Origin of the sequence: Bifidobacterium psychraerophilum (assembly GCF_000741705.1) — a bacterium.
GTDB lineage: Bacteria > Actinomycetota > Actinomycetes > Actinomycetales > Bifidobacteriaceae > Bombiscardovia > Bombiscardovia psychraerophila.
Genome location: NZ_JGZI01000010.1, coordinates 651,192 through 669,842, shown reverse-complemented (window position 1 = coordinate 669,842; position 18,651 = coordinate 651,192). Strand labels below are relative to the sequence as shown.

Below are 18,651 nucleotides of genomic sequence, written 5' to 3'. Positions count from 1 at the left end.
CGAGGATGGAGCTATGCGGCGATCGCCTTGCGGATGCGCTGCAGGCTGACCGGCCCCGAAGTGCCCAATTCCTGGGCCCATAGTGAGACATAGAATTCCTCCAGCATCCACCGGGCCCGTGTGGAGCGTTCCATCAGCTCCTCACGCCGTGCCCCGGCGGGTTCCTTCTTCGCCTGTTCCTGTGCGGCCGTGACCAGTTGACGGGCCTCGTCGGCCTGCCATGCCCAACGTACATCCCGGGTTTTGTCGGCTTTGGCCTTTTGCAGCCGTACCATATCCGCCCGCAGATAACGCTCGATCGAAATCAGGGCGTCGCTGGGGGCGTCCGCTATGAAGCCGGGGCGGACCAGTGTGGCGATGTGTTCGCGAAGCCATTGCAGCACCGACAGCAGGGGGAGGTCGGCGGGACCGGAAACGGCTGAATCCACCTGTGCAAACTCCTTGAGGGCCTGCACCACATCCTTCGTGACGGCATAGACGGTGTCTTCGTATATCTCACTCACATCATTCACCGCTTGATCGAGTGCGGCATCATCAGGCAGTTCCCTCACATTCGGCAGCAGACGCTTGACGGCGGCGAACTGCAGATCCTCGACAAGCGCCTTGGTGCTCGAATACGGTGCTGAAGCCATCATCAGAGCCTCGGTGCCCAGCCAGCGCGAGGTGATTCTCTCCGTCGGCAGGCGCAAAGCATCCAGAGCACCCTTCCAGAGCATCGAGGACCGTGTCTGTGTGGTCGCGCCCGCCCGATGCAAGAGATTGGTCTGCTCCACGAGTTTTCCCGCCTCTGCGGCCTTCTGTGCCTTCGAGCTGACCAGTTTGCGTGCCGAGGCCTCGGCCTGTGCGGCGAAGAGCATCTGGAGTTCGTGCAGCGACTTGGATGTGCCGAGTACCTGCGTGTGGCCACGGCCGTGACCGTGGGAGGCATGCCTACGGCCCTTGTCCGGCCGGGCGCCCTCGACGCTGAAGGTCATGCGTGTGTACGGCGGCAGCTTAGCCAGCTGATCGTCATTGAACACTTCGGGGTGCAGCTGCGCCCCCACCACGGCTATGGCCGCAGTGGTGAAGACATGGGCGAAATCAGGCCAGGTCCGGGGTGAGGAGGCATGGTCCACGGTCTTCGCGCTGCCCGGCAGGGCGGGGTAATGCTCATCGATCCACAGACGTATGGCTTTGGCCGTGTCAGGTGCTGGAACGAATTGGACGCGCAAGGTCTTCGGCAACGATTTGATCGTTGACACGATCAGCTCATCGAGCATTCCAGGCACATTCCATGTGAACTCCTCCACGGAGAGCCGTGACAGGTATTTCAGCGGGATATGAACGGTGACGCCGTCATTGTCAGCATGCGGGTCATAGATGTAGCTGAGTTTCAGATCGATGGGGGAGGCGTCACTGCCGACCGTATGCCACTGGTCGGGATAATCATCGAGGCTTATCTCCTCGCTTTCTCGCAGGCGTTCGACCTCATCGGGGTCGAAATCAAGCAGATGCGGGTGCTGTTGGTGTTCGGTCTTCCACCAGTGGGCCAGGGCCGCCAAGGAGGTGATGTCATCCGGTATCACGGCATCGTAGAAATCGACAAGGTCCTCGTCGCTGACGGCGTCGATGATGCGACGGGTACGTCTGGTGTCGTCACCCGCCTGCTCAAGGACATTCAGATTGCCTCTGACGAAGTCGTCATAGGAGAAGCGCTGCTGGATGTCCCCCTCGACGAGCCCCTGACGAATGAGCATGTCGCGTGCCTCTACGGGGTTGATCGATCCCCACTGCACATGGCGGTCTTCGACGATCGGCAGCCCGTACAGCAGCACCTTGGCCTTGGCGACGGCCGCACCTTGGGATGCCGACCAATGCGGCTCCGCGTAGGTGGTGCGCGTGAGGGATCCGGCCAGTGATTCCGCCCATGCGGGGTCAATGGCCGCGGCGTAGCGTGCCCAGAGACGCGAGGTCTCGACCAGCCCGGTGACCATCACCCAGGCGGGTGTGGTTTTGGCGACGCCCGAGGCGGGGAAAAGCGCGAAACGGGTCCCGCGTGCCCCCTGGTAGTCGTTGCGTGCGAGTTTGGCGGCACGTTTCATGGCTCTGGCCCGCGCGGCCCCCTTCAATCCGGTGAAGTCCGAGGCCTTCGTCTCATGCACGATCTGCATGCCGATATTCGACAGCAGACCCGCCATCATCGCCCGGTGGATGCTCTGATCGTCCCACGAGCAATTCAGACTATGGGCGGCCTGTTGCTTCTGAGGCAGTTGGCGGATCTCAAGATCTGGCCGAGACGAGGGGATGGCCTCGCCGACGCGGAATTTGAATTCGCGGCACATCTCACGCAGCTGGCGGACCAGATCCCTCCACTGGCGCATGCGCAGATAACCCATGTATTCGGCCTTGCACAGCTTGCGCAGGGAGGAATTGCTGGTTTCACCGTCTGCCTGGAAGAAACGGTCCCATATGTTCAGGGCCGTGATGAAATCACTCTGTTCATCGGCATAGCGGTTATGGCAGCGATCGGCTTCCTCCCGCTGCTCCTGGGGGCGCTCGCGCGGATCCTGAAGGCTGAGGAATGCGACGATGACCAGAACCGATGCCAGCACATTCGGGGTGCTGTGCGAGGCTTCGATGACCATTCTTCCCAGACGCACATCGATGGGGATCCGGGCCAGCTGCCTGCCGGTCGTCGTCAGTCTGACCTCGCCGTGCTTCCGGGAGATCGCGCCCAATTCGGTCAGCTCATTGAAGCCGTCCGAGACGGCGCGCATATCGGGCTGGTCGATGAATCCGAAATCGGCGACATCGTGTGCGGTATGGGCCACGCCGACCGAGAGCATGTGCAGGACGACCGCTCCGAGCGAGGTGCGCAGGATCTCCGGTTCGGTGAAGCGCTCGCGCTGATCGAAATCGTCCTTTCCATAGAGTCGTATGGCGATGCCATCAGCCAGACGTCCGCATCGACCCGCGCGTTGGTCGGCGCTCGCCTGGGAGATGTCCTCGATCGGCAGTCGTTGCACTTTCGCCGATTTGGAGTAGCGGCTGATTCGTGCCGTACCGGGATCGACCACATAGCGTATGCCCGGCACGGTCAGCGAGGTCTCGGCCACATTGGTCGCTATGACGATGCGTTGATGGCTGTGGTCCTCGAAGACGCGGTGCTGTTCCTTGGCGGAGAGGCGGGCGAACAGCGGCATGATCTCGATGGCATCGGAGCGGCGCATATCGTTGGTGCGTTCGCCGAAGTGACGGCGCAGGGCGTGTTCGTAATCGTGGATGTCCCGCTCGCCCGCGGCGAAGACCAGAACATCCCTGGCTCCGCGCTCATGCGTGGAATGGACGATCAATTCGGTGCAGGCGCGGGCCACGGCCTCGGGCAGATCGAGCGAATCCTCACGATCGGGGTTGCTTGAAGACGAGAAGCCGGGAACGTGCTGCATCAATGCCGGGAGACCATCGGTGGGTTCGTAGACGATCTGAACCGGATACGTCCTTCCGGAAACCTCGATCACCGGAACCTTGGTATGCAGAGCCTCGGCGAAATGCTCCTGGAACTTCAGTGAATCGATGGTCGCCGAAGTGATGATGAGCTTGAGATCACGCCTCTTCGGCAGCAGCGTGGTGAGGTAGCCGAGCAGAAAGTCGATGTTCAGACTGCGCTCATGGGCCTCGTCGATGATGATCGTATCGTATGCCTTCAGCTGCGGGTCGCGTTGAATCTGGGCCAGAAGAATGCCGTCCGTGACCACGCGTAGCCGTGTCGAGGGTGAACTCTCATCGGTGAAGCGGACCTGGAAGCCGATTTCGTTCCCGAGTCTGGTCTGTGTCTCGGCCGCGATGCGCTCGGCCACACTCCTCGCCGCGATGCGTCTGGGCTGGGTGTGCACCACCTGTTTGCCATGCGTGCCACGGCCCATCTCCAGAAGTATTTTCGGGATCTGGGTGGTTTTACCCGATCCTGTTTGACCGGATACGATCACCACCTGGGATTCTTGGATCGCCGCACGGATGTCGTCTTTCGCTGCGCTGACGGGCAGCTCGTTTGGATAATCGAAGATCATAGGGAAGGATTCGCGGAGTTGTTCGAAGTGGTGTGCAGGGGTGCATCAGGCGTGGTGTCGGGATTCGCGGCATGGTCCGCGCGCCCGTGTGCCGAAGAGAGGTCCTCGGGGCGGATGACCTCGATGACTCTGAATCCCTTGGATGATGCGATCTTCCCGATGCTCCACTCCGTCGATGGCGTTGCCGACCCGGCCGGTGCCGACGCATCAATCGCCTGCCCTTCGTTCAGGGTGCGCGAAAGCCAGGTGATCAGCGAATCGGCGCCAAGATTCTTCTGCACGACCAGATAGGCCCGGCCTCCCGGGTTGAGCCTGTTGAGGTAATCGGTCAGCAGAGAGTGCAATGCCTCCTTGCCCACTCGGATCGGGGGATTCGACCAGATAAGGTCAAAACGCATGTCGGATGGCAGATCATCCGGGCGATGGCTTTGGATATTCGTGCAAGCGTTGATTCGGGCGTTCTCGGTGGTCAGTTCCAAAGCGCGTTCATTGATGTCGACCGCATGGACCTCCGCCTCGGGCGATTCCAAGGCCAGGGTGAGCGCGATTGGTCCCCAGCCGCAGCCCAGATCGAGGAACCTGCCGTGTTCCGGAGGTGTCGGAGCGTGACGCAGCAGCACCGATGTGCCGAGGTCCAGTCTGCCGGAGGAGAATACGCCGTTGGAGACGATCACGTCCAGCTCATGTGAGCGAAGGGTCACGTGCAAGGATCTGCGCAGATCCGCCGACTGGGGTTGCGCCGAAAAATACTGATCCTGATGCTTCACTCCGGCATCATCCTTCTGCCCGTCCATGCTTCCTCACCCTGCCTGTGTTTGCCATCCGCTCTGTGCTTCCCCGTCGCCGCCTGCTGCATCCAGCCATGTCGTATCTGTGGCGTCATCCGTCATATGCCATGCGCACAATCCCGACGGCACAATGTCTACTCACTCGATGATAATAAAGGGTCACAATCAAATCGAGATTTTCGTATGCAGAGGTGCCTTTGACTCAACGTTTGCCAGCCGATTCGTTCGCGCAGAACCATGACCATAATACAGAAGACGGCGGAGCGGCGGATCATGCCGTGACCGCAGGTGTTCTTCGGGCCGGGCATGATGTGGAGAGACGACCTCAATCCGAGCCCCTGCAGGAACAATCCGAGGTGCTGCTCGATGGGCGCCGCGACGATCAGGATGAACGCTCCCGGCAGGAGTGGGTCGAGCGGCAGCAGCGTAATGAGCTCAAACACGTCGCGGGTCTTGGCGAACTCCAGGATGTCACCGAAGTCGAATATCGCAAACTCCGTCTGGAGCGCGTGGTGCTCGTCGGCGTCTGGTCCAGTGCCACATCGAGTCTGGCGCAGGCCGAGGAATCCCTCAGGGAGCTTTCGGCCCTGGCGCAGACGGCGGGCGCCGAGGTGCTCGATGGGCTGCTGCAGCACCGCAACGTGCCCGACCGCGCGACATATGTGGGTTCGGGCAAGGCCTATGAGCTTGCGGGTATCGTCGCCAAGCTCGAGGCCGATACGATCATCGTCGATGACGATCTGCCGCCGTCCCAACGTAGGGCTTTGGAGGATGCGACGAAGGTGAAGGTCGTGGACCGCACCGCCGTCATCCTCGACATCTTCGCCCAGCACGCCACCAGCCGCGAGGGCAAGGCCCAAGTGGAGCTCGCGCAGCTCGAATACATGCTCCCGAGGCTGCGAGGCTGGGGCGCCTCGCTTTCACGGCAGGCTGGAGGTCAGGCCGCAGGCCAGGCGGGCGGTATCGGTTCGCGAGGTCCCGGTGAGACCAAAATCGAAATGGACCGGCGCGTGATTCGCACCCGCATTGCGAAACTGCGCAGGCAGATCAGGCAGATGGCACCGGCGCGTGATGTGAAACGTGGCTCGAGAAGGCGTTTCGGCATGCCGACGATCGCGGTGGTCGGGTACACGAACGCGGGCAAGTCATCGCTGACGAACAGGTTGACCGGCTCGGGGGAGTTGGTCGAGAACGCCTTGTTCGCGACCCTGGATACGGCGGTACGCAGGGCGCAGACCCCCGATGGGCGCTATTACGCCTATGTGGACACCGTCGGTTTCGTACGGCGATTGCCGACACAGTTGGTCGAGGCATTCAAATCCACATTGGAGGAGGTGGCCGCGGCCGACCTGATCATTCACGTCGTGGATGGTTCGCATCCTGATCCCTTCTCCCAGATCGATGCGGTGAATACGGTGCTCACCGACATCCCGGGGGCGGAGTCGATACCGCGCATCATCGTCTTCAACAAGGCTGATCGCATCAGCGAGGTTCAGCGTGAACGCCTCAAGCAACTGGACGCAGGGTCATTCGTGGTCTCCGCGCAGTCGGGCTATGGACTTGCCGCATTGAGGGAGGCGGTGGAGTCGAAGCTTCCGGTGCCCGACGTGCACGTTCACGCCTTGCTGCCGTACACCAGCGGATCGCTGGTGTCCCAGATCAGGGAGTATGGCAAGGTGTCTTCGGTGGAATACACGAATGACGGGATTCTCGTGGATGCGGACGTCGATAGCAGGACCGCTGCCCTGATCGTCGACCAGGCGGCGGACTAAGCGCCGACTTGGGCGACGCTGACACCGTGCATCGATTCGCAAACGTCATCTAGTGAAGATAGAGTGAATAAGTATTGTGGATTGTGATCTCATCAATCCCTAGGTCATTGCTAAGAGAGGTCTGTATTTATGGTGCATTCACCAATCAAGCCAACAAAGCTCGCCATCATTGGGGCCGGAGCTGTCGGTTCAACCATGGCATTTGCGGCAGCACAGCGCGGCGTCGCACGTGAAATCGTGTTGGAAGACATCAATGCGAAGAGGGTTGAGGCCGAGGTGCTCGATATGCAGCATGGCTCAAGCTTCTATCCGACCGTTTCGATCAAGGGCTCCGATGACGTGGAGATATGCCGCGATGCGGATATCGTCGTCATCACGGCCGGTGCACGCCAGAAGCCAGGGCAGTCCCGCCTTGACCTTGCCGGTGCGACGATCAACATCATGAAGTCCATCATCCCGAACATCGTGAAGGTGGCCCCCAACGCGGTCTACATGCTCGTCACCAACCCCGTCGACGTGGTCACCTACGTCTCGATGAAGCTTTCGGGGCTGCCCGCCAACCAGATGTTCGGCTCGGGCACCAACCTGGATTCCGCTCGCCTGCGTTTCCTGATCGCTCAGGAGACCGGTGTGAACGTCAAGAACGTGCACGCCTATATCGCCGGCGAACACGGTGATTCCGAAGTTCCGCTGTGGTCCTCATCGACCATCGGCGGCGTCCCGATGGTCGACTGGAAGGAACTTCCGGGACATGATCCGCTGAACGAGGCCAAGCGCGAAGAGATCCACCAGGAAGTCAAGAACGCGGCCTACCGCATCATCGAGGGCAAGGGCGCGACCAATTACGCCATCGCCATGTCCGGCGTCGACATCATCGAGTCGGTCATCAACGACACCAACAGGATCCTGCCCGTCAGCTCCCTGCTTGACGACTTCCACGGCATCTCCGATGTGTGCATGTCCGTGCCAAGCGTGCTGAACCGTCAGGGTGTGAACACACGCATCAACACGCCGTTGAGCGATGGCGAACTCGCTTCGCTGACACGCTCGGCGGAGACGCTGAAGGAAACCGCAAGCAACTTCGGATTCTGATAGCTTCGTTCTCGGAACAGGCGGGCCACTCGATTCAGGTCGAGGGCCCGCCTTGTTGTATCTGCGGTGACCGTTAACGGCATCCGCATGGCACGAATCTACGGAGGCGGCCGGAGTGTCGTCGGATCGCAGGTATGCCTCCGGTTGCTGACCATGATGGGGATTCCAGGGTGTGCCGCCCTTGCATGAAATTCCGCTGAACTGTGTTGCATGCATGCGATCCGGGGTATAGTCGGCCGCATGCGGGATATGAACGACACTGAAACCTGGGCCGAGCAGACATCCGGTCGGCAATCTTCGGCCCGTAGTCATCAACGCAGGCTGGCCTTCACGCTTTCCTTCACCTCGCTGGTCCTGGTGGCCGAGGTGGTTGGTGCCTACATCACCGGCAGCCTGGCCTTGCTGGTCGACGCCGGGCATATGCTCACCGATGTGGCGGTGCTTACGGCCTCACTGGTGACGGCCACGCTGATGCGCAGGCGCCCCACCAACGAGAAGACCTGGGGCTGGGCACGTCTGGAAGTGATCACCGCTGCGGCGGGTGCCGCGGTATTGCTCGCGGTGGGTTGCTACGCCCTGGTCGAGGCGGTTTTGCGTCTGAGCAATCCGGCAGCGGATGGTGTGCAGGATCTCGGGCTGCTGCTCTTCTTCGGTATTCTGGGTCTGCTTTCGAATATCGCGTCGATCGTGGTGCTTGCGGCGCAGCACAACGACAATATGAATATGCGGGCGGCCTTCCTTGAGGTCATGAACGATGCGCTGGGTTCGGTCGCGGTCGTGATATCCGCTGTGGTGATGCTGACGACGGGTTGGTCCGGATTCGATGCTGTCGCCGGTGCGGCCATAGCCCTCCTGATCGTTCCCCGATCCATCAAGCTGCTGATCGACAGCCTGCGTGTCCTGCTTGAGGAAACACCGAAAGGGCTTGATCTGGAGGCCGTCAAGGAGCATCTGGAGCATGTGGATCACGTGGTGCTGGTCCACGACCTGCATGCGGGCACCGTCGCCTCGGGTCTGCCACGTCTGACGGCACATGTGGTTGTCGATTCCGGACTGAGCATGAAGGATGCCAGCCGCGTTCTGGCCTCCATGCAGGAGTGTCTGCGGGAGCATTTCCCGGTCAGCATCGAGCACACGACCTTCCAGTTGGAACCCGAGGGCTATATGCAACACCATGAGTCCGGTTTGCATGATGAGGCCCAGCAGTCCTCCGACATCCCTTCCGATGCCCGTGCCAAAGCCGGAAGTGTCGCTCTCAGATCTTCCTGAGGACGGTCACCACTTTGCCCATGATCGAGGCATGAGTGCCGTCGATGGGGGAGTATGCGGGATTGTGGGGAATCAGCCAGGTATGGCCATGCTCCTGACGGAAGGTCTTGACCGTCGCCTCATCGTCGAGTAGCGCGGCGACGATATCGCCGTTCTGTGCGCTCTGCTGTTCCCTGACCACGACGAAGTCCCCGTCGCATATGGCGGCATCGACCATTGAATCCCCGTGGACCTCGAGCATGAAGAGCTGGCCGGATCCGGTAAGGCGTTCGGGCAGTCTCATCACGTCTTCAACATGCTGCTCCGCCGTGATGGGCTCGCCCGCGGCGATCCTTCCCACCAGCGGCACATCATGCGATTCGAGAAGGGATGCGCTTGCCGTCTCCTGAATGTCGGGGAAGGGAACGATTGTGGAGATCCCGTCATCGCCGGCACCGGAGTGGCCTCGGGTCGGTGAAGTTCCGAATTCATCCCTATCCGTCGCGGATTGGCCGTCCTCGATGAGTTCTATCGCCCGGCCTTTGTTCGCGCTCATGCGGATATAGCCTTTTTCCTCAAGCACCTCAAGTTGGTGTTTGACCGAGGAAGGGCTTTTCAGACCGGCGACGTCGCCGATCTCTCGAAATGACGGTGCGAATCCACGCGCCGATATATGTGTGCGAATGGCATTGAGCACTTTGCTTTGACGCGGGGTCAGCGCGTCCTGCCGCGAAGCTTCTGTTTCACCTTGCGGGGGAAAAGGGATGGTGCTCACAGCGGTTCCTTTCGGTCGTTTTCAACAGTCTACCGTGTCCACACTGTGAAATCAAACATCTGTTCGAAAAAGCACTTGCAACTTTCGAACAGATGTGCCACAATCAGAACAGTTGTTCGATAGAACAGATGTTCGAAAGGCTTGTTTGAACAGTTGCTTCATGCCGAGCCCTTCGGATATCGGATCGAATGGCGGCATGCGGGACAGAGAACGCGAAGTCAAGAAGGCGGTGTTGGAAATGAGTGTTGCAATCAGTGGTGCCGCGGTACGCAGTCAATCGCATCCTGCGAGGACATCGCAACATATGAGGTTGACGCTACGGGGCAAGGTGACGGCGACCCTGCTGGCCGTGGGGATCGCCTTCGGTGTCTTCGCGATGGTGACGCCGGAGAACGCCGATTCGGCGACCGGAGCCGTTTCGGTGACCTCATATACCGTCCGTCCGGGCGATACCCTGTGGGCATATGCCTCAAGCATCACACCTGCGGGTCACGACGTTTCCGAAACCGTCAACGAGCTGATGGATCTGAACAATCTGGATTCAGCGGCGCTCACCGCCGGTCAGCGTCTTGTGGTGCCCGTCGAGGCCTCCTGAATCCTGTGGTGAAGCGGAATCCGATCTTGACAGGCTGCTTCCTCTGCCCGTGATCTACGGACCGCATATGCGCAGCCACCTTCGCTGATGATGCACGCAGGCTTCGCTCGCCGATGAGCGCAAGACACTGCTTCTGGTGGTCAGACTATAGTCTGAGCTATGCATTGTCCTTTCTGCCAGAACTCCGATACCAAAGTCATCGATACGCGCATCAGTGACGACGGATACTCAATACGACGACGCAGGGAATGCCCGGTGTGCTCGAAGCGATTCACCACCGTCGAGACCACGATGCTTCTGGTGAAGAAGCGTTCGGGCAGCGCCGAACCGTTCAACCGCGACAAGGTGATTTCAGGGGTGCGTAAGGCGTGCCAAGGTCGTCCGATCAAGGAGGACGATCTGAAGTCTTTGGGTCAACAGGTCGAGGAGGACCTCAGATCACGTGGCATGGCGGAAATCAAATCCGATGAGGTCGGCCGGGCCATCCTGGGGCCCCTACGCGACCTTGATGAAGTGGCCTATCTGCGATTCGCCAGCGTCTATCAGAATTTCAATGGACTGGATGACTTCGAGCATGCCATATCCGAGCTCAGGAACGGCGAAATGCATTTCGATCTCTGATCTTCCCGGGCGATAACACAAGCAGGCTGTGCGATCCGACATGGCCATCCCCTTAAGGATTCCATGTCCGATCGCACAGCCTGCTTTCGTACGGTCGACTGTTGGTCTCAGATGACCCGGACCTCCACGGTCCCGTTGACGTCGTGAAGCGCCTTGAGCGTCTCACGGCTTGGCGCGTTCGAAAGATCGGTCACCACATAGCCCAGTTCGCCTTCGGTGGCCAGCGACTGCGCCGTGACGTTGATGTTCTCCTCGCCGAGCACCTGATTCAAACGGGCGAGCACGCCGGGGAAGTTCTGGTGCAGATGGGCTATGCGCACCGCACCAGTGTTCGGGCCTAGCGTCAGCTGGGGCATGTTCACGGACAGTGTGGTGGACCCTTTCTCCCAGTAGTCCTGCAGTCTCTGGGCCACGAAATGCCCTATGGACTCCTGTGCTTCGAGGGTCGAGCCACCGATATGAGGTGTCAGGATGATGTTGTCCTCATCGGCGAGATCGGACTCGAAGGCATCCCCGCTTTTGCGCGGTTCGACAGGGAAGACGTCCACTGCCGCCCCTGAGAGGTGACCGGAATCGAGATGACGTTTCAGGGCGTCGAGATCCGCTACGAAACCACGGGAGAGGTTGATGAAAATCGCGCCCTCCTTCATGTGGGCGAACTGATCCTCGCCGAAGAAGCCGGTGTTGGATTTCCTGCCATCGACATGAATGGTGACGGCATCCGACTGCAGCAGCAGCTCTTCCAGGCTGGAAGCGCGATGGGCGTTGCCCAGGGCGAGCTTCTCTTCAAGATCGTAGAAGATGACGCGCATGCCGAGCGCTTCGGCCAGAACCGAAAGTTGTGAGCCGATGTTGCCGTATCCCACGATGCCCAGGGTCTTGCCCCTGACTTCGTGCGAACCGCTGGCCGACTTGTCCCACAGTCCATGGCGCAGGTGATGGGTGTGGGCGGGAATGCGACGCATCAGACAAATGATGTCGCACACCACAAGCTCCACCACCGAGCGGGTGTTCGAGTACGGGGCGTTGAACACGGCCACGCCCTGTTCGGCGGCCGCGGCCAGATCCACCTGGTTCGTGCCGATGCAGAAGCATCCCACGGCGGAGAGTTGCGGACATGCGTTCAGCACGGTGTGGGTCACATTCGTCTTAGATCGAATGCCTAGGAGATCCACGCCCTCAAGGGATGCAATGAGCTCGTCCTGGGGGAGGGCGCCTTTCATGGTGATGACTTCGAAACCATGCTTACGAAGTGATTCGGCGGCAAAGGGATGAATATTCTCCAGTAACAGTGCTTTAGGCATGCTACTCACTGTATAGCGGGAGGTCGTCAGCGTCACGCCGTGTGCGAATAATGACCAGTTGCTGTGTGGGACGGGTCATCGCCACGTACAGATCCGATGCGGCGACCAGACGTGAGGCGGCGTTCTCCTCGATGATGCCCGGTTCGACGAGCACGACCGCATCGTATTCCATCCCCTTCACCTCCTGGGCGTTGCACACGTTGATCTGGCGGTTCCACTGGTTCTGCGAGGCCAGTCTGGTGAATTCGTGCTCTCCCAGCTCCCGCCTGAGGTGATCGTGGAGGGAGTCCCTGACGGACCCGATCAGCGTGTCATCCGTGATGATCGCGATTCTGCCCGAACCGTCCTGGCCGATGAATCTGCGTGTGAGTTCCGTCGCGCTGGTGCATACCGCGTCGATGAGATCCTCATCATGCTCCACGTGAATGGTCTGGAGCGATCCCGGCACATCACGCACGGCGTTCACCGTCGAGATGTACAGGCCCTCGGATTGCGCGAAGGTGGACGCGAGATTGCTCACCTCACGTGGATTGCGGTAGTTGATGGTCAACTCATTGAGATCCCAGCCGTCCTCGCCGAAGAGGCGGTTCATCGAGCGTTCCCAGGATCTGGATCCCGCGAGCGAGGATGTCTGTGCGACGTCCCCGACGATGGTGAATGAACGTGAAGGGCATCTGCGCATCAGCATCCGCCACTCCATCGGCGTGAGCTCCTGGGCCTCATCGACGACGATATGCCCATACGCCCATTGCCTGTCCGAGGCCGCGCGTTGGGACATCATCTCGGAGTCGTCGCTCTGCATCTGGTCGAGGAGCATGCGGGACGTCACCAGTCCGGTGCCGATGCCGTTCTGCGCAAGCGTATCCTTTGCGAACTGTTCGTCGTTGCGTTCCTGCTCACGCTGCATCGCGGATCGTGATGCGGCTTTGGGATCCGGGCCGAGCAGATCCATCGCCTCGTCGAGCAGGGGGATGTCCGATGTGGTGATCGGTGAATGCGCGGGCCTGTGCAGGGTTTGCAGATCGTCGCCGCTCAGCCACGGGGCGTATCTGGACAGTCGCTTCGTATCCGCCCACAGGCTGTCGATCAGCCATGCGGCATTCATCGGCAGCCATGCGAGGTTGAGCGTCTTGCGGATCTCATCATTCATGCGCAGCATGGATGTCGCCTGGGACAGTTCCGATTGCTCGGGCGTGTAATCGAGCTGCTCGCCATACCTGGCCGTGAGCAGATGGATCATCGTGCGCACGAAGGTGTTCCGTGCCTGATTGTGCGTCTGTCGGCTGTGGCGCGCAGCCTCCTGCGCCTGCCGGATATCCGCGGCGAGCACGCTGACGGAGATGCCGTTGATGTTCACGGTGGGCAGCTTTTCGGGAATGCGGACGCGTGCGGCGATGGCGTTGGCTATCGCCCTCGCCATTCTGCGGTCGCCTTTGAGCTGGGCGGCTTTGGGACTGTCGAGATGCGTGGCGCTGACCCCTGGAATCAGGTCGGCTATCGTCCGGCTGACCACGCCGGTTTCCCCCAATGAGGGGAGGACCTGGTCGATGTAATGCAGGAATGCCGGACTGGGACCCACGACGAGGACGCCCGAACGTTCGAGCGTGCTGCGATGCGTGTAAAGCAGGTAAGCGGCCCTGTGGAGCGCGACGGCGGTTTTCCCTGTGCCGGGCCCGCCCTGAACCACAATCGCCCTGGACATGAGGGAGCGGATGATGCGATCCTGTTCGGCCTGGATGGTGGCCACGATATCGGTCATCTTCCCTGTGCGTTTCGAACTCAGCGATGCCAGCAAAGCGCCCTCTCCGGTGAGTGTGCCGGAGTTCGATGCCTGTCCGATCTGGGGGGATTGGAGATCGAGCACCTCGTCCTCAAGCCCTATCACCGATCGGAAGCTGAGGGTGATGTGCCTGCGCATGACGATATCGCCGTGATTCGATGGCGTCGCCTCGTAGAAGGGACGAGCCGCATCGGCCCGCCAATCGGTCAGGATCGGCTCGTGGTCCTCGCTGGAGAGACCGATGCGGCCGATGTACCGGCGTTCGCCCGCGGTGCTGTCGATTCTGCCGAACACAAGCCGGTCCTCCACCGCGCGCAGTTGCGTCAGCCTGTCCTCATACATGGTGGCGAAGGAATCGCGTTCCGTGCGCTGTGTGGGCGAACCGTGAGAACCGGCGGCCCGGACCGCGTCAAGGCGCGAACGAGTCTGGGATCGCAACGAATCCAGACGCTGATAAGCATGGTCTGTTGCCCGTTGTTCTTCTTGGAGTTGTGAAGAGTAGCTCGACATGCACATCCGTTTCCTAGGTCTTCAAACTGAGCACTCCAATATACCTCTGAGCCTCTACGACAGAGGGACTTTCGCCCATCGCGCGAGCTGCCATCGACCTGCCGGATTTTCGAAGGAAGTGGAGAGCGTGAGGTGAATCACCGTGAACTATCCATGTTTGTGGGGAAGAATGGGGAACTATGGGGTAAAGTGGGGAAACAGTCGATGGCTTGGACGTGCCGGCAGCGCGTCGGTAAAGGGGGTGGGAACATGCTGAATGCCGATCAAGCAGAGCAATCCCTCCCGCAAGCGGCGAATGAAGCGGACGATATGGGCCTGCCGCCACTGCTGCTCGGCACTTACACCCCCAAGGTCGATGACAAAGGACGACTCGCATTGCCGGCCAAATTGCGTGGTCAGCTGGGTCAGGGCCTGGTGATGGCACGCGGCCAGGAGCGTTGCGTCTATCTCCTGCCACAAAGCGAGTTCCGCCGTGTCGCCGTCCAGATCCAACGCACCTCGATGGGCAACAAAGCCGCCAGGGAGTATCTGCGTGTGTTCCTCTCGGGAGCGGTTGAGCAGAAACCCGATAAGCAGGGACGCGTGCTGCTGCCGCAGATGCTGCGCGATTATGCCCACCTCAGTGATGACGTCGTCGTGATCGGCGTCGGAACCAGGGCGGAGATCTGGGATACCAAAGCCTGGGAGTCCTATTTGGAGAGCAAGGAACAGGGATACTCCGATATCGCTGATGACGTGTTGCCGGAGGTGGAGTTCTGATGAGCGATTTGACTGCCATACACCAGCCGGTTCTTCTCGAATCCTGCGTTGCGCTCGTATCGCCAGCACTCGAACACGAGAACTCGATTGTCGTGGATTGCACGCTCGGCCTTGCAGGACACGCGATCGCATTCCTCAAAGCCTCACCGCACGCACGGCTCATCGGCATAGACCGTGACGCCGAAGCCCTTGCGCTCGCCACCACACGTATTGCGGAGGCGGGACTGGCGCAACGTTTCACGCCCGTCCATGCGGCTTTCGATGACTTCGCATCCGTACTTGAGGATCAGCAGGTGGACAAGGTCCAGGCAGTGTTCATGGATCTCGGACTGTCAAGCCTGCAGATCGATGAGGTGGAACGTGGCTTCTCCTATGCCCAGAACGCCCCTCTGGATATGCGTATGGACGTGTCGCAGGAGCTGACGGCGGCGAAGATCCTGAGCGAATACGATGCCCGGGAACTCACCTTCATCTTCAGGGAGTACGGGGAGGAGCGCTTCAGTCGGCTGATCGCCAATGCCATCGTGCATCAGCGTGAGGAAACGCCGATAACCAGCTCACGCCAGCTCAACGAACTGGTCGACCGGGTGGTGCCGAAAGCCCACAGGCCCGCAGGGAATCCCGCGAAACGCGTATTCCAGGCCTTGCGCATCGAAGTCAACGGAGAACTCTCCAAGCTCGCCCGGACCCTGCCGCAGATCGCCGAGCATCTCGGTGTGGGCGGCCGTCTTGTGGTGGAGTCCTATCACTCCCTGGAAGACAGAACAGTCAAACGCTTCATGGTCAAAGGTCTGAATGCCGACGTGCCTCCCGGCCTGCCGGTGATACCCGAGGACGCCAAGCCGGTGTTCTCCGATCTGACCAGAGGCGCCATCAAAGCGGACGAATCGGAAATAGCCGGCAATCCCCGCTCGGCTTCGGTCAGACTCAGGGCGGTCGAACTGACCAGGGACCTGCCCGATCAGTGGATCAGGATCTTCGAGGAGAGCGCCCAGAGCCTCGACAGCAGGGCCGGAAAGGCCCACGACCAACATCAGCGTTCACATCACGGCTTCGGAAGGAAAGGATAGTCATGCCGGCAGCACAACGTTCAGTACGCTCAGGCGCGGCACCAGACAAACGTCGCCCGAAAGCGCAACCCGCTTCCACACGACCCGAGCTGCATGTCGTCTCAGGAAAGTCCAGCGGACGCGAGGTGATGATCGACGGTGCGCGCCGCCTGCTGGTATGGACCCGCACGCGCAGGGCGCCGCTGTTCCATATCGTCGTCGCCATGTGCATACTCGGCGCGAGCCTCGTAGCCTCACTGATGCTGAGAACACAGATGATCGAGAACTCCTTCGAGGCCACCAAAACGCAGCAGTCCATCAGCCGACTCAATCAGGACATCCAGGACGATCAGAGCACCTTGGATCAGCTTCAGGCCTCCCTGCCGGAGAAAGCCGAAAAGATGGGCATGGTCGCGCAAAAAGGTTCGATAAGCATTGATCTGCAAGGCTACAAGGCCAGCGGTGACAGCAAGGGGCAGCAATGATTCGATCGGGTATCTCCTTCTGGAAGCATTGCTCCGCATTCGGCAAGCGTGTGATCGTCATCGCCTTCATACTCGCCTTCATCGCCTCCTCCGCGATGGTGAAACTGGCATATATCCAGCTTCTCGACGGTAAGACGACTGCCGAGGCCGCCACCGCAAGCAGAACGACCAAACAGGTGCTGCAGGCGGAGCGTGGAACGATTACGGATACGAACGGCATCGTGCTGGCCCAAAGCGTGGAGCGCTATACGATCATCGGCAATCCGAAATTCGCCGCGACCTTCAAGCCAACCACCTGCACCAAGAAGACGGCGAGCAACTGCCACAGCATCGACGGCAAACCGGTGGGCGTCACCGGGCCCGCCGCCGTCGCGCGTCTGCTGGCACCGGTTCTGGGCATGGATGCCCTGCAGCTCGGCGCACTGCTCACCGGTACCAACCAATACGTGGTGATCAAGAAGAACGTGGTTCCTTCGGTCAAACGCAGCATCGATGCCCTGAACCTCAGTGGCATCATCAGCGCGGAGCTCAGCAGCGAACGGACCTACCCGAACGGCACGCTGATGGGTTCGCTGCTCGGTGGCGTCGACACCGATGACAACGGTGTCTCCGGCATCGAGAAGATGGAGAACGCATCGCTGACCGGGACGGACGGGTATCAGATATACCAGCAGGGAGCCAACGGGCAGCAGATCCCCGGCACCGAAACCGAGTCCAAAGCGGCGGTGAACGGCGCCACCGTGAAACTCTCAACGGATCGCGATGTGCAGTGGTACGTCGAAAAGGCCTTGAAGGAAGGCCAGGAGAAATACAAGGCGAAATGGGCGATTGCCGTGGTCCAACGCGTCTCCGATGCGAAGATACTGGCATTGGCCGGAACCGACCAGGTGGAGGCGGGCAGCGCGGAGGCGAAGATGAACCCCTCGCTTGCCGTAACCGAGACATTCGAGCCGGGATCCGTCGGCAAGATCATCTCCCTGGCGGGAATGCTCCAGGAGGGGACGCATAAGATCACCGATGAATTCAGCGTCCCGTACAGCATCGATGTGGACGGACAGCAGTACCACGACTCGGAGTCCCACGGAACCAAACAGTGGACGCTCGCAGGCATACTGCAGAATTCCTCGAATGTCGGCATGGTGATGGCGGGCGACCAGTACACCACGGCACAGCGCTATGAGTACCTGACGAAGTTCGGAATCGGGCAGCCTTCCGGCATGGGCCTGTCCGGGGAGTCGCAAGGCCTGCTCAGCTCATCCGAGAACTGGGATCGACGCACCAGGAACACCGTGCTCTTCGGTCAGGGATATGCCACCAACGCCCTGCAGATCACGAACGCCGTGGCCACGATCGCCAACAAGGGCGTCAAACAGCAGCAGTCCATCATCGACTCGGTGACCTCGGCTGATGGCACGGTGACCAAGCCCAAGACGTCATCGACGCAGGTCGTCAGCTCGACCGTGTCCTCCGAGGTGCTCAATGCCATGGAGTCGGTGGCTGAGAACTACAAAAGCGTTGCGGCCGTCGACGGATACAGGGTGGCCGCGAAGACGGGAACCGCCGAAGTGGCCGGATCCAACGGCGGACTGACCTCCATCGTTGCGGACTGGGTTGGCGTACTGCCCGCCGACAATCCGCAGTTCGTGGTGACCGTGGTCATGAAGGATCCGCAAGGCACATACGGCGGTCTGACCGCTGGTCCTGTCTTCGCGAATATTGGTGAATTCCTTATGCAGAAATACGAGGTTCCCACTTCCACACCACGTAAGGATGCTATCCCGGTAGATTGGTGATGTTGGTGAATCTGAGTCGCCGCACTGGGAACAG

At 60.3% G+C, this 18,651-nt stretch carries 13 protein-coding genes and 1 pseudogene; 9 read left to right on the top strand and 5 right to left on the bottom strand.

The window, feature by feature from the left end; genetic code table 11:
• Positions 1 to 11: 11 nt before the first annotated feature.
• Together hrpA and BPSY_RS09885 are read right to left on the bottom strand one after the other, a co-directional pair.
• Positions 12 to 4,046 carry an ATP-dependent RNA helicase HrpA gene (gene hrpA / locus BPSY_RS09890; protein ID WP_033497411.1) on the bottom strand — a complete coding sequence of 1,345 codons (4,035 nt, stop codon included), beginning with the start codon at positions 4,044 to 4,046 and terminating at the stop codon, positions 12 to 14.
• 116 nt (positions 4,047 to 4,162) lie between these two features.
• A pseudogene (locus BPSY_RS09885) lies at positions 4,163 to 4,840 on the bottom strand (class I SAM-dependent methyltransferase); the annotation flags it as partial.
• A 272-nt stretch (positions 4,841 to 5,112) separates the two neighbouring features.
• Here BPSY_RS09885 and hflX point away from each other — a divergent pair.
• The 3 genes from hflX (at position 5,113) to BPSY_RS09870 (ending at position 8,967) form a co-directional block, all read left to right on the top strand.
• Positions 5,113 to 6,606: a GTPase HflX gene (gene hflX / locus BPSY_RS09880; RefSeq protein ID WP_033497479.1), complete on the top strand. Its 1,494-nt coding sequence runs from the start codon at positions 5,113 to 5,115 to the stop codon at positions 6,604 to 6,606.
• Between the two features lie 129 nt (positions 6,607 to 6,735).
• On the top strand, positions 6,736 to 7,698 hold the full coding sequence (locus BPSY_RS09875) for an L-lactate dehydrogenase (RefSeq protein ID WP_033497413.1): 963 nt from the start codon (positions 6,736 to 6,738) through the stop codon (positions 7,696 to 7,698).
• Positions 7,699 to 7,947: 249 nt separating this feature from the next.
• Positions 7,948 to 8,967: a cation diffusion facilitator family transporter gene (locus tag BPSY_RS09870; RefSeq protein WP_081884433.1), complete on the top strand. Its 1,020-nt coding sequence runs from the start codon at positions 7,948 to 7,950 to the stop codon at positions 8,965 to 8,967.
• Here the strand turns inward: BPSY_RS09870 and lexA are convergent.
• Positions 8,954 to 9,721: a transcriptional repressor LexA gene (gene lexA, locus BPSY_RS09865; RefSeq protein WP_033497415.1), complete on the bottom strand. Its 768-nt coding sequence runs from the start codon at positions 9,719 to 9,721 to the stop codon at positions 8,954 to 8,956. The two genes, BPSY_RS09870 and lexA, sit on opposite strands and share 14 nt — an antisense overlap.
• 304 nt (positions 9,722 to 10,025) lie before the next feature.
• On the opposite strand from lexA, the gene BPSY_RS09860 reads away from it, so the two are divergent.
• The gene (locus BPSY_RS09860) at positions 10,026 to 10,316 is read left to right on the top strand and encodes a LysM peptidoglycan-binding domain-containing protein (protein WP_051921967.1); all 291 of its coding nucleotides are present in this window, start codon (positions 10,026 to 10,028) and stop codon (positions 10,314 to 10,316) included.
• Between the two features lie 159 nt (positions 10,317 to 10,475).
• A complete protein-coding gene (gene nrdR, locus BPSY_RS09855; RefSeq protein WP_033497417.1) occupies positions 10,476 to 10,937 on the top strand; it encodes a transcriptional regulator NrdR in 462 nt (153 codons plus the stop codon).
• Between the two features lie 107 nt (positions 10,938 to 11,044).
• On the opposite strand, the gene serA is transcribed toward nrdR, so the two are convergent.
• Positions 11,045 to 12,241, bottom strand: a complete 1,197-nt coding sequence (gene serA, locus BPSY_RS09850; protein WP_033497419.1) for a phosphoglycerate dehydrogenase — start codon at positions 12,239 to 12,241, stop codon at positions 11,045 to 11,047.
• A gap of 1 nt (position 12,242) precedes the next feature.
• The gene (locus tag BPSY_RS09845; RefSeq protein ID WP_033497420.1) at positions 12,243 to 14,531 is read right to left on the bottom strand and encodes a HelD family protein; all 2,289 of its coding nucleotides are present in this window, start codon (positions 14,529 to 14,531) and stop codon (positions 12,243 to 12,245) included.
• A gap of 309 nt (positions 14,532 to 14,840) precedes the next feature.
• Between BPSY_RS09845 and mraZ the strand changes: the two genes are divergently transcribed.
• From mraZ to BPSY_RS09825, 4 genes are read left to right on the top strand one after another with little or no spacing between them, the layout of a single operon-like run.
• On the top strand, positions 14,841 to 15,290 hold the full coding sequence (mraZ, locus tag BPSY_RS09840; protein ID WP_238556862.1) for a division/cell wall cluster transcriptional repressor MraZ: 450 nt from the start codon (positions 14,841 to 14,843) through the stop codon (positions 15,288 to 15,290).
• Positions 15,290 to 16,360 (top strand): 16S rRNA (cytosine(1402)-N(4))-methyltransferase RsmH, encoded by a 1,071-nt coding sequence (rsmH, locus tag BPSY_RS09835; protein WP_033497424.1) that lies wholly within the window; start codon positions 15,290 to 15,292, stop codon positions 16,358 to 16,360. Before mraZ ends, rsmH begins: the two co-directional genes overlap by 1 nt.
• A 2-nt stretch (positions 16,361 to 16,362) precedes the next feature.
• Positions 16,363 to 16,824 carry a cell division protein FtsL gene (gene ftsL / locus BPSY_RS09830; protein ID WP_033497426.1) on the top strand — a complete coding sequence of 154 codons (462 nt, stop codon included), beginning with the start codon at positions 16,363 to 16,365 and terminating at the stop codon, positions 16,822 to 16,824.
• Positions 16,821 to 18,617, top strand: coding sequence for a peptidoglycan D,D-transpeptidase FtsI family protein (locus BPSY_RS09825; protein WP_051921909.1), 1,797 nt, complete (start codon positions 16,821 to 16,823; stop codon positions 18,615 to 18,617). The genes ftsL and BPSY_RS09825 overlap by 4 nt, the downstream gene beginning before the upstream one ends.
• Positions 18,618 to 18,651: the final 34 nt, after the last annotated feature.

What these genes read in the sequence shown, in the direction of transcription:
- hrpA (WP_033497411.1), bottom strand. Translation starts at nt 4,046, where the DNA reads ATGATCTTCGATTATCCAAACGAGCTGCCCGTCAGCGCAGCGAAAGAC.
- BPSY_RS09875 (WP_033497413.1), top strand. Translation starts at nt 6,736, where the DNA reads ATGGTGCATTCACCAATCAAGCCAACAAAGCTCGCCATCATTGGGGCC.
- BPSY_RS09870 (WP_081884433.1), top strand. Translation starts at nt 7,948, where the DNA reads ATGAACGACACTGAAACCTGGGCCGAGCAGACATCCGGTCGGCAATCT.
- BPSY_RS09860 (WP_051921967.1), top strand. Translation starts at nt 10,026, where the DNA reads ATGAGGTTGACGCTACGGGGCAAGGTGACGGCGACCCTGCTGGCCGTG.
- nrdR (WP_033497417.1), top strand. Translation starts at nt 10,476, where the DNA reads ATGCATTGTCCTTTCTGCCAGAACTCCGATACCAAAGTCATCGATACG.
- serA (WP_033497419.1), bottom strand. Translation starts at nt 12,241, where the DNA reads ATGCCTAAAGCACTGTTACTGGAGAATATTCATCCCTTTGCCGCCGAA.
- BPSY_RS09845 (WP_033497420.1), bottom strand. Translation starts at nt 14,531, where the DNA reads ATGTCGAGCTACTCTTCACAACTCCAAGAAGAACAACGGGCAACAGAC.
- mraZ (WP_238556862.1), top strand. Translation starts at nt 14,841, where the DNA reads ATGGGCCTGCCGCCACTGCTGCTCGGCACTTACACCCCCAAGGTCGAT.
- rsmH (WP_033497424.1), top strand. Translation starts at nt 15,290, where the DNA reads ATGAGCGATTTGACTGCCATACACCAGCCGGTTCTTCTCGAATCCTGC.
- ftsL (WP_033497426.1), top strand. Translation starts at nt 16,363, where the DNA reads ATGCCGGCAGCACAACGTTCAGTACGCTCAGGCGCGGCACCAGACAAA.
- BPSY_RS09825 (WP_051921909.1), top strand. Translation starts at nt 16,821, where the DNA reads ATGATTCGATCGGGTATCTCCTTCTGGAAGCATTGCTCCGCATTCGGC.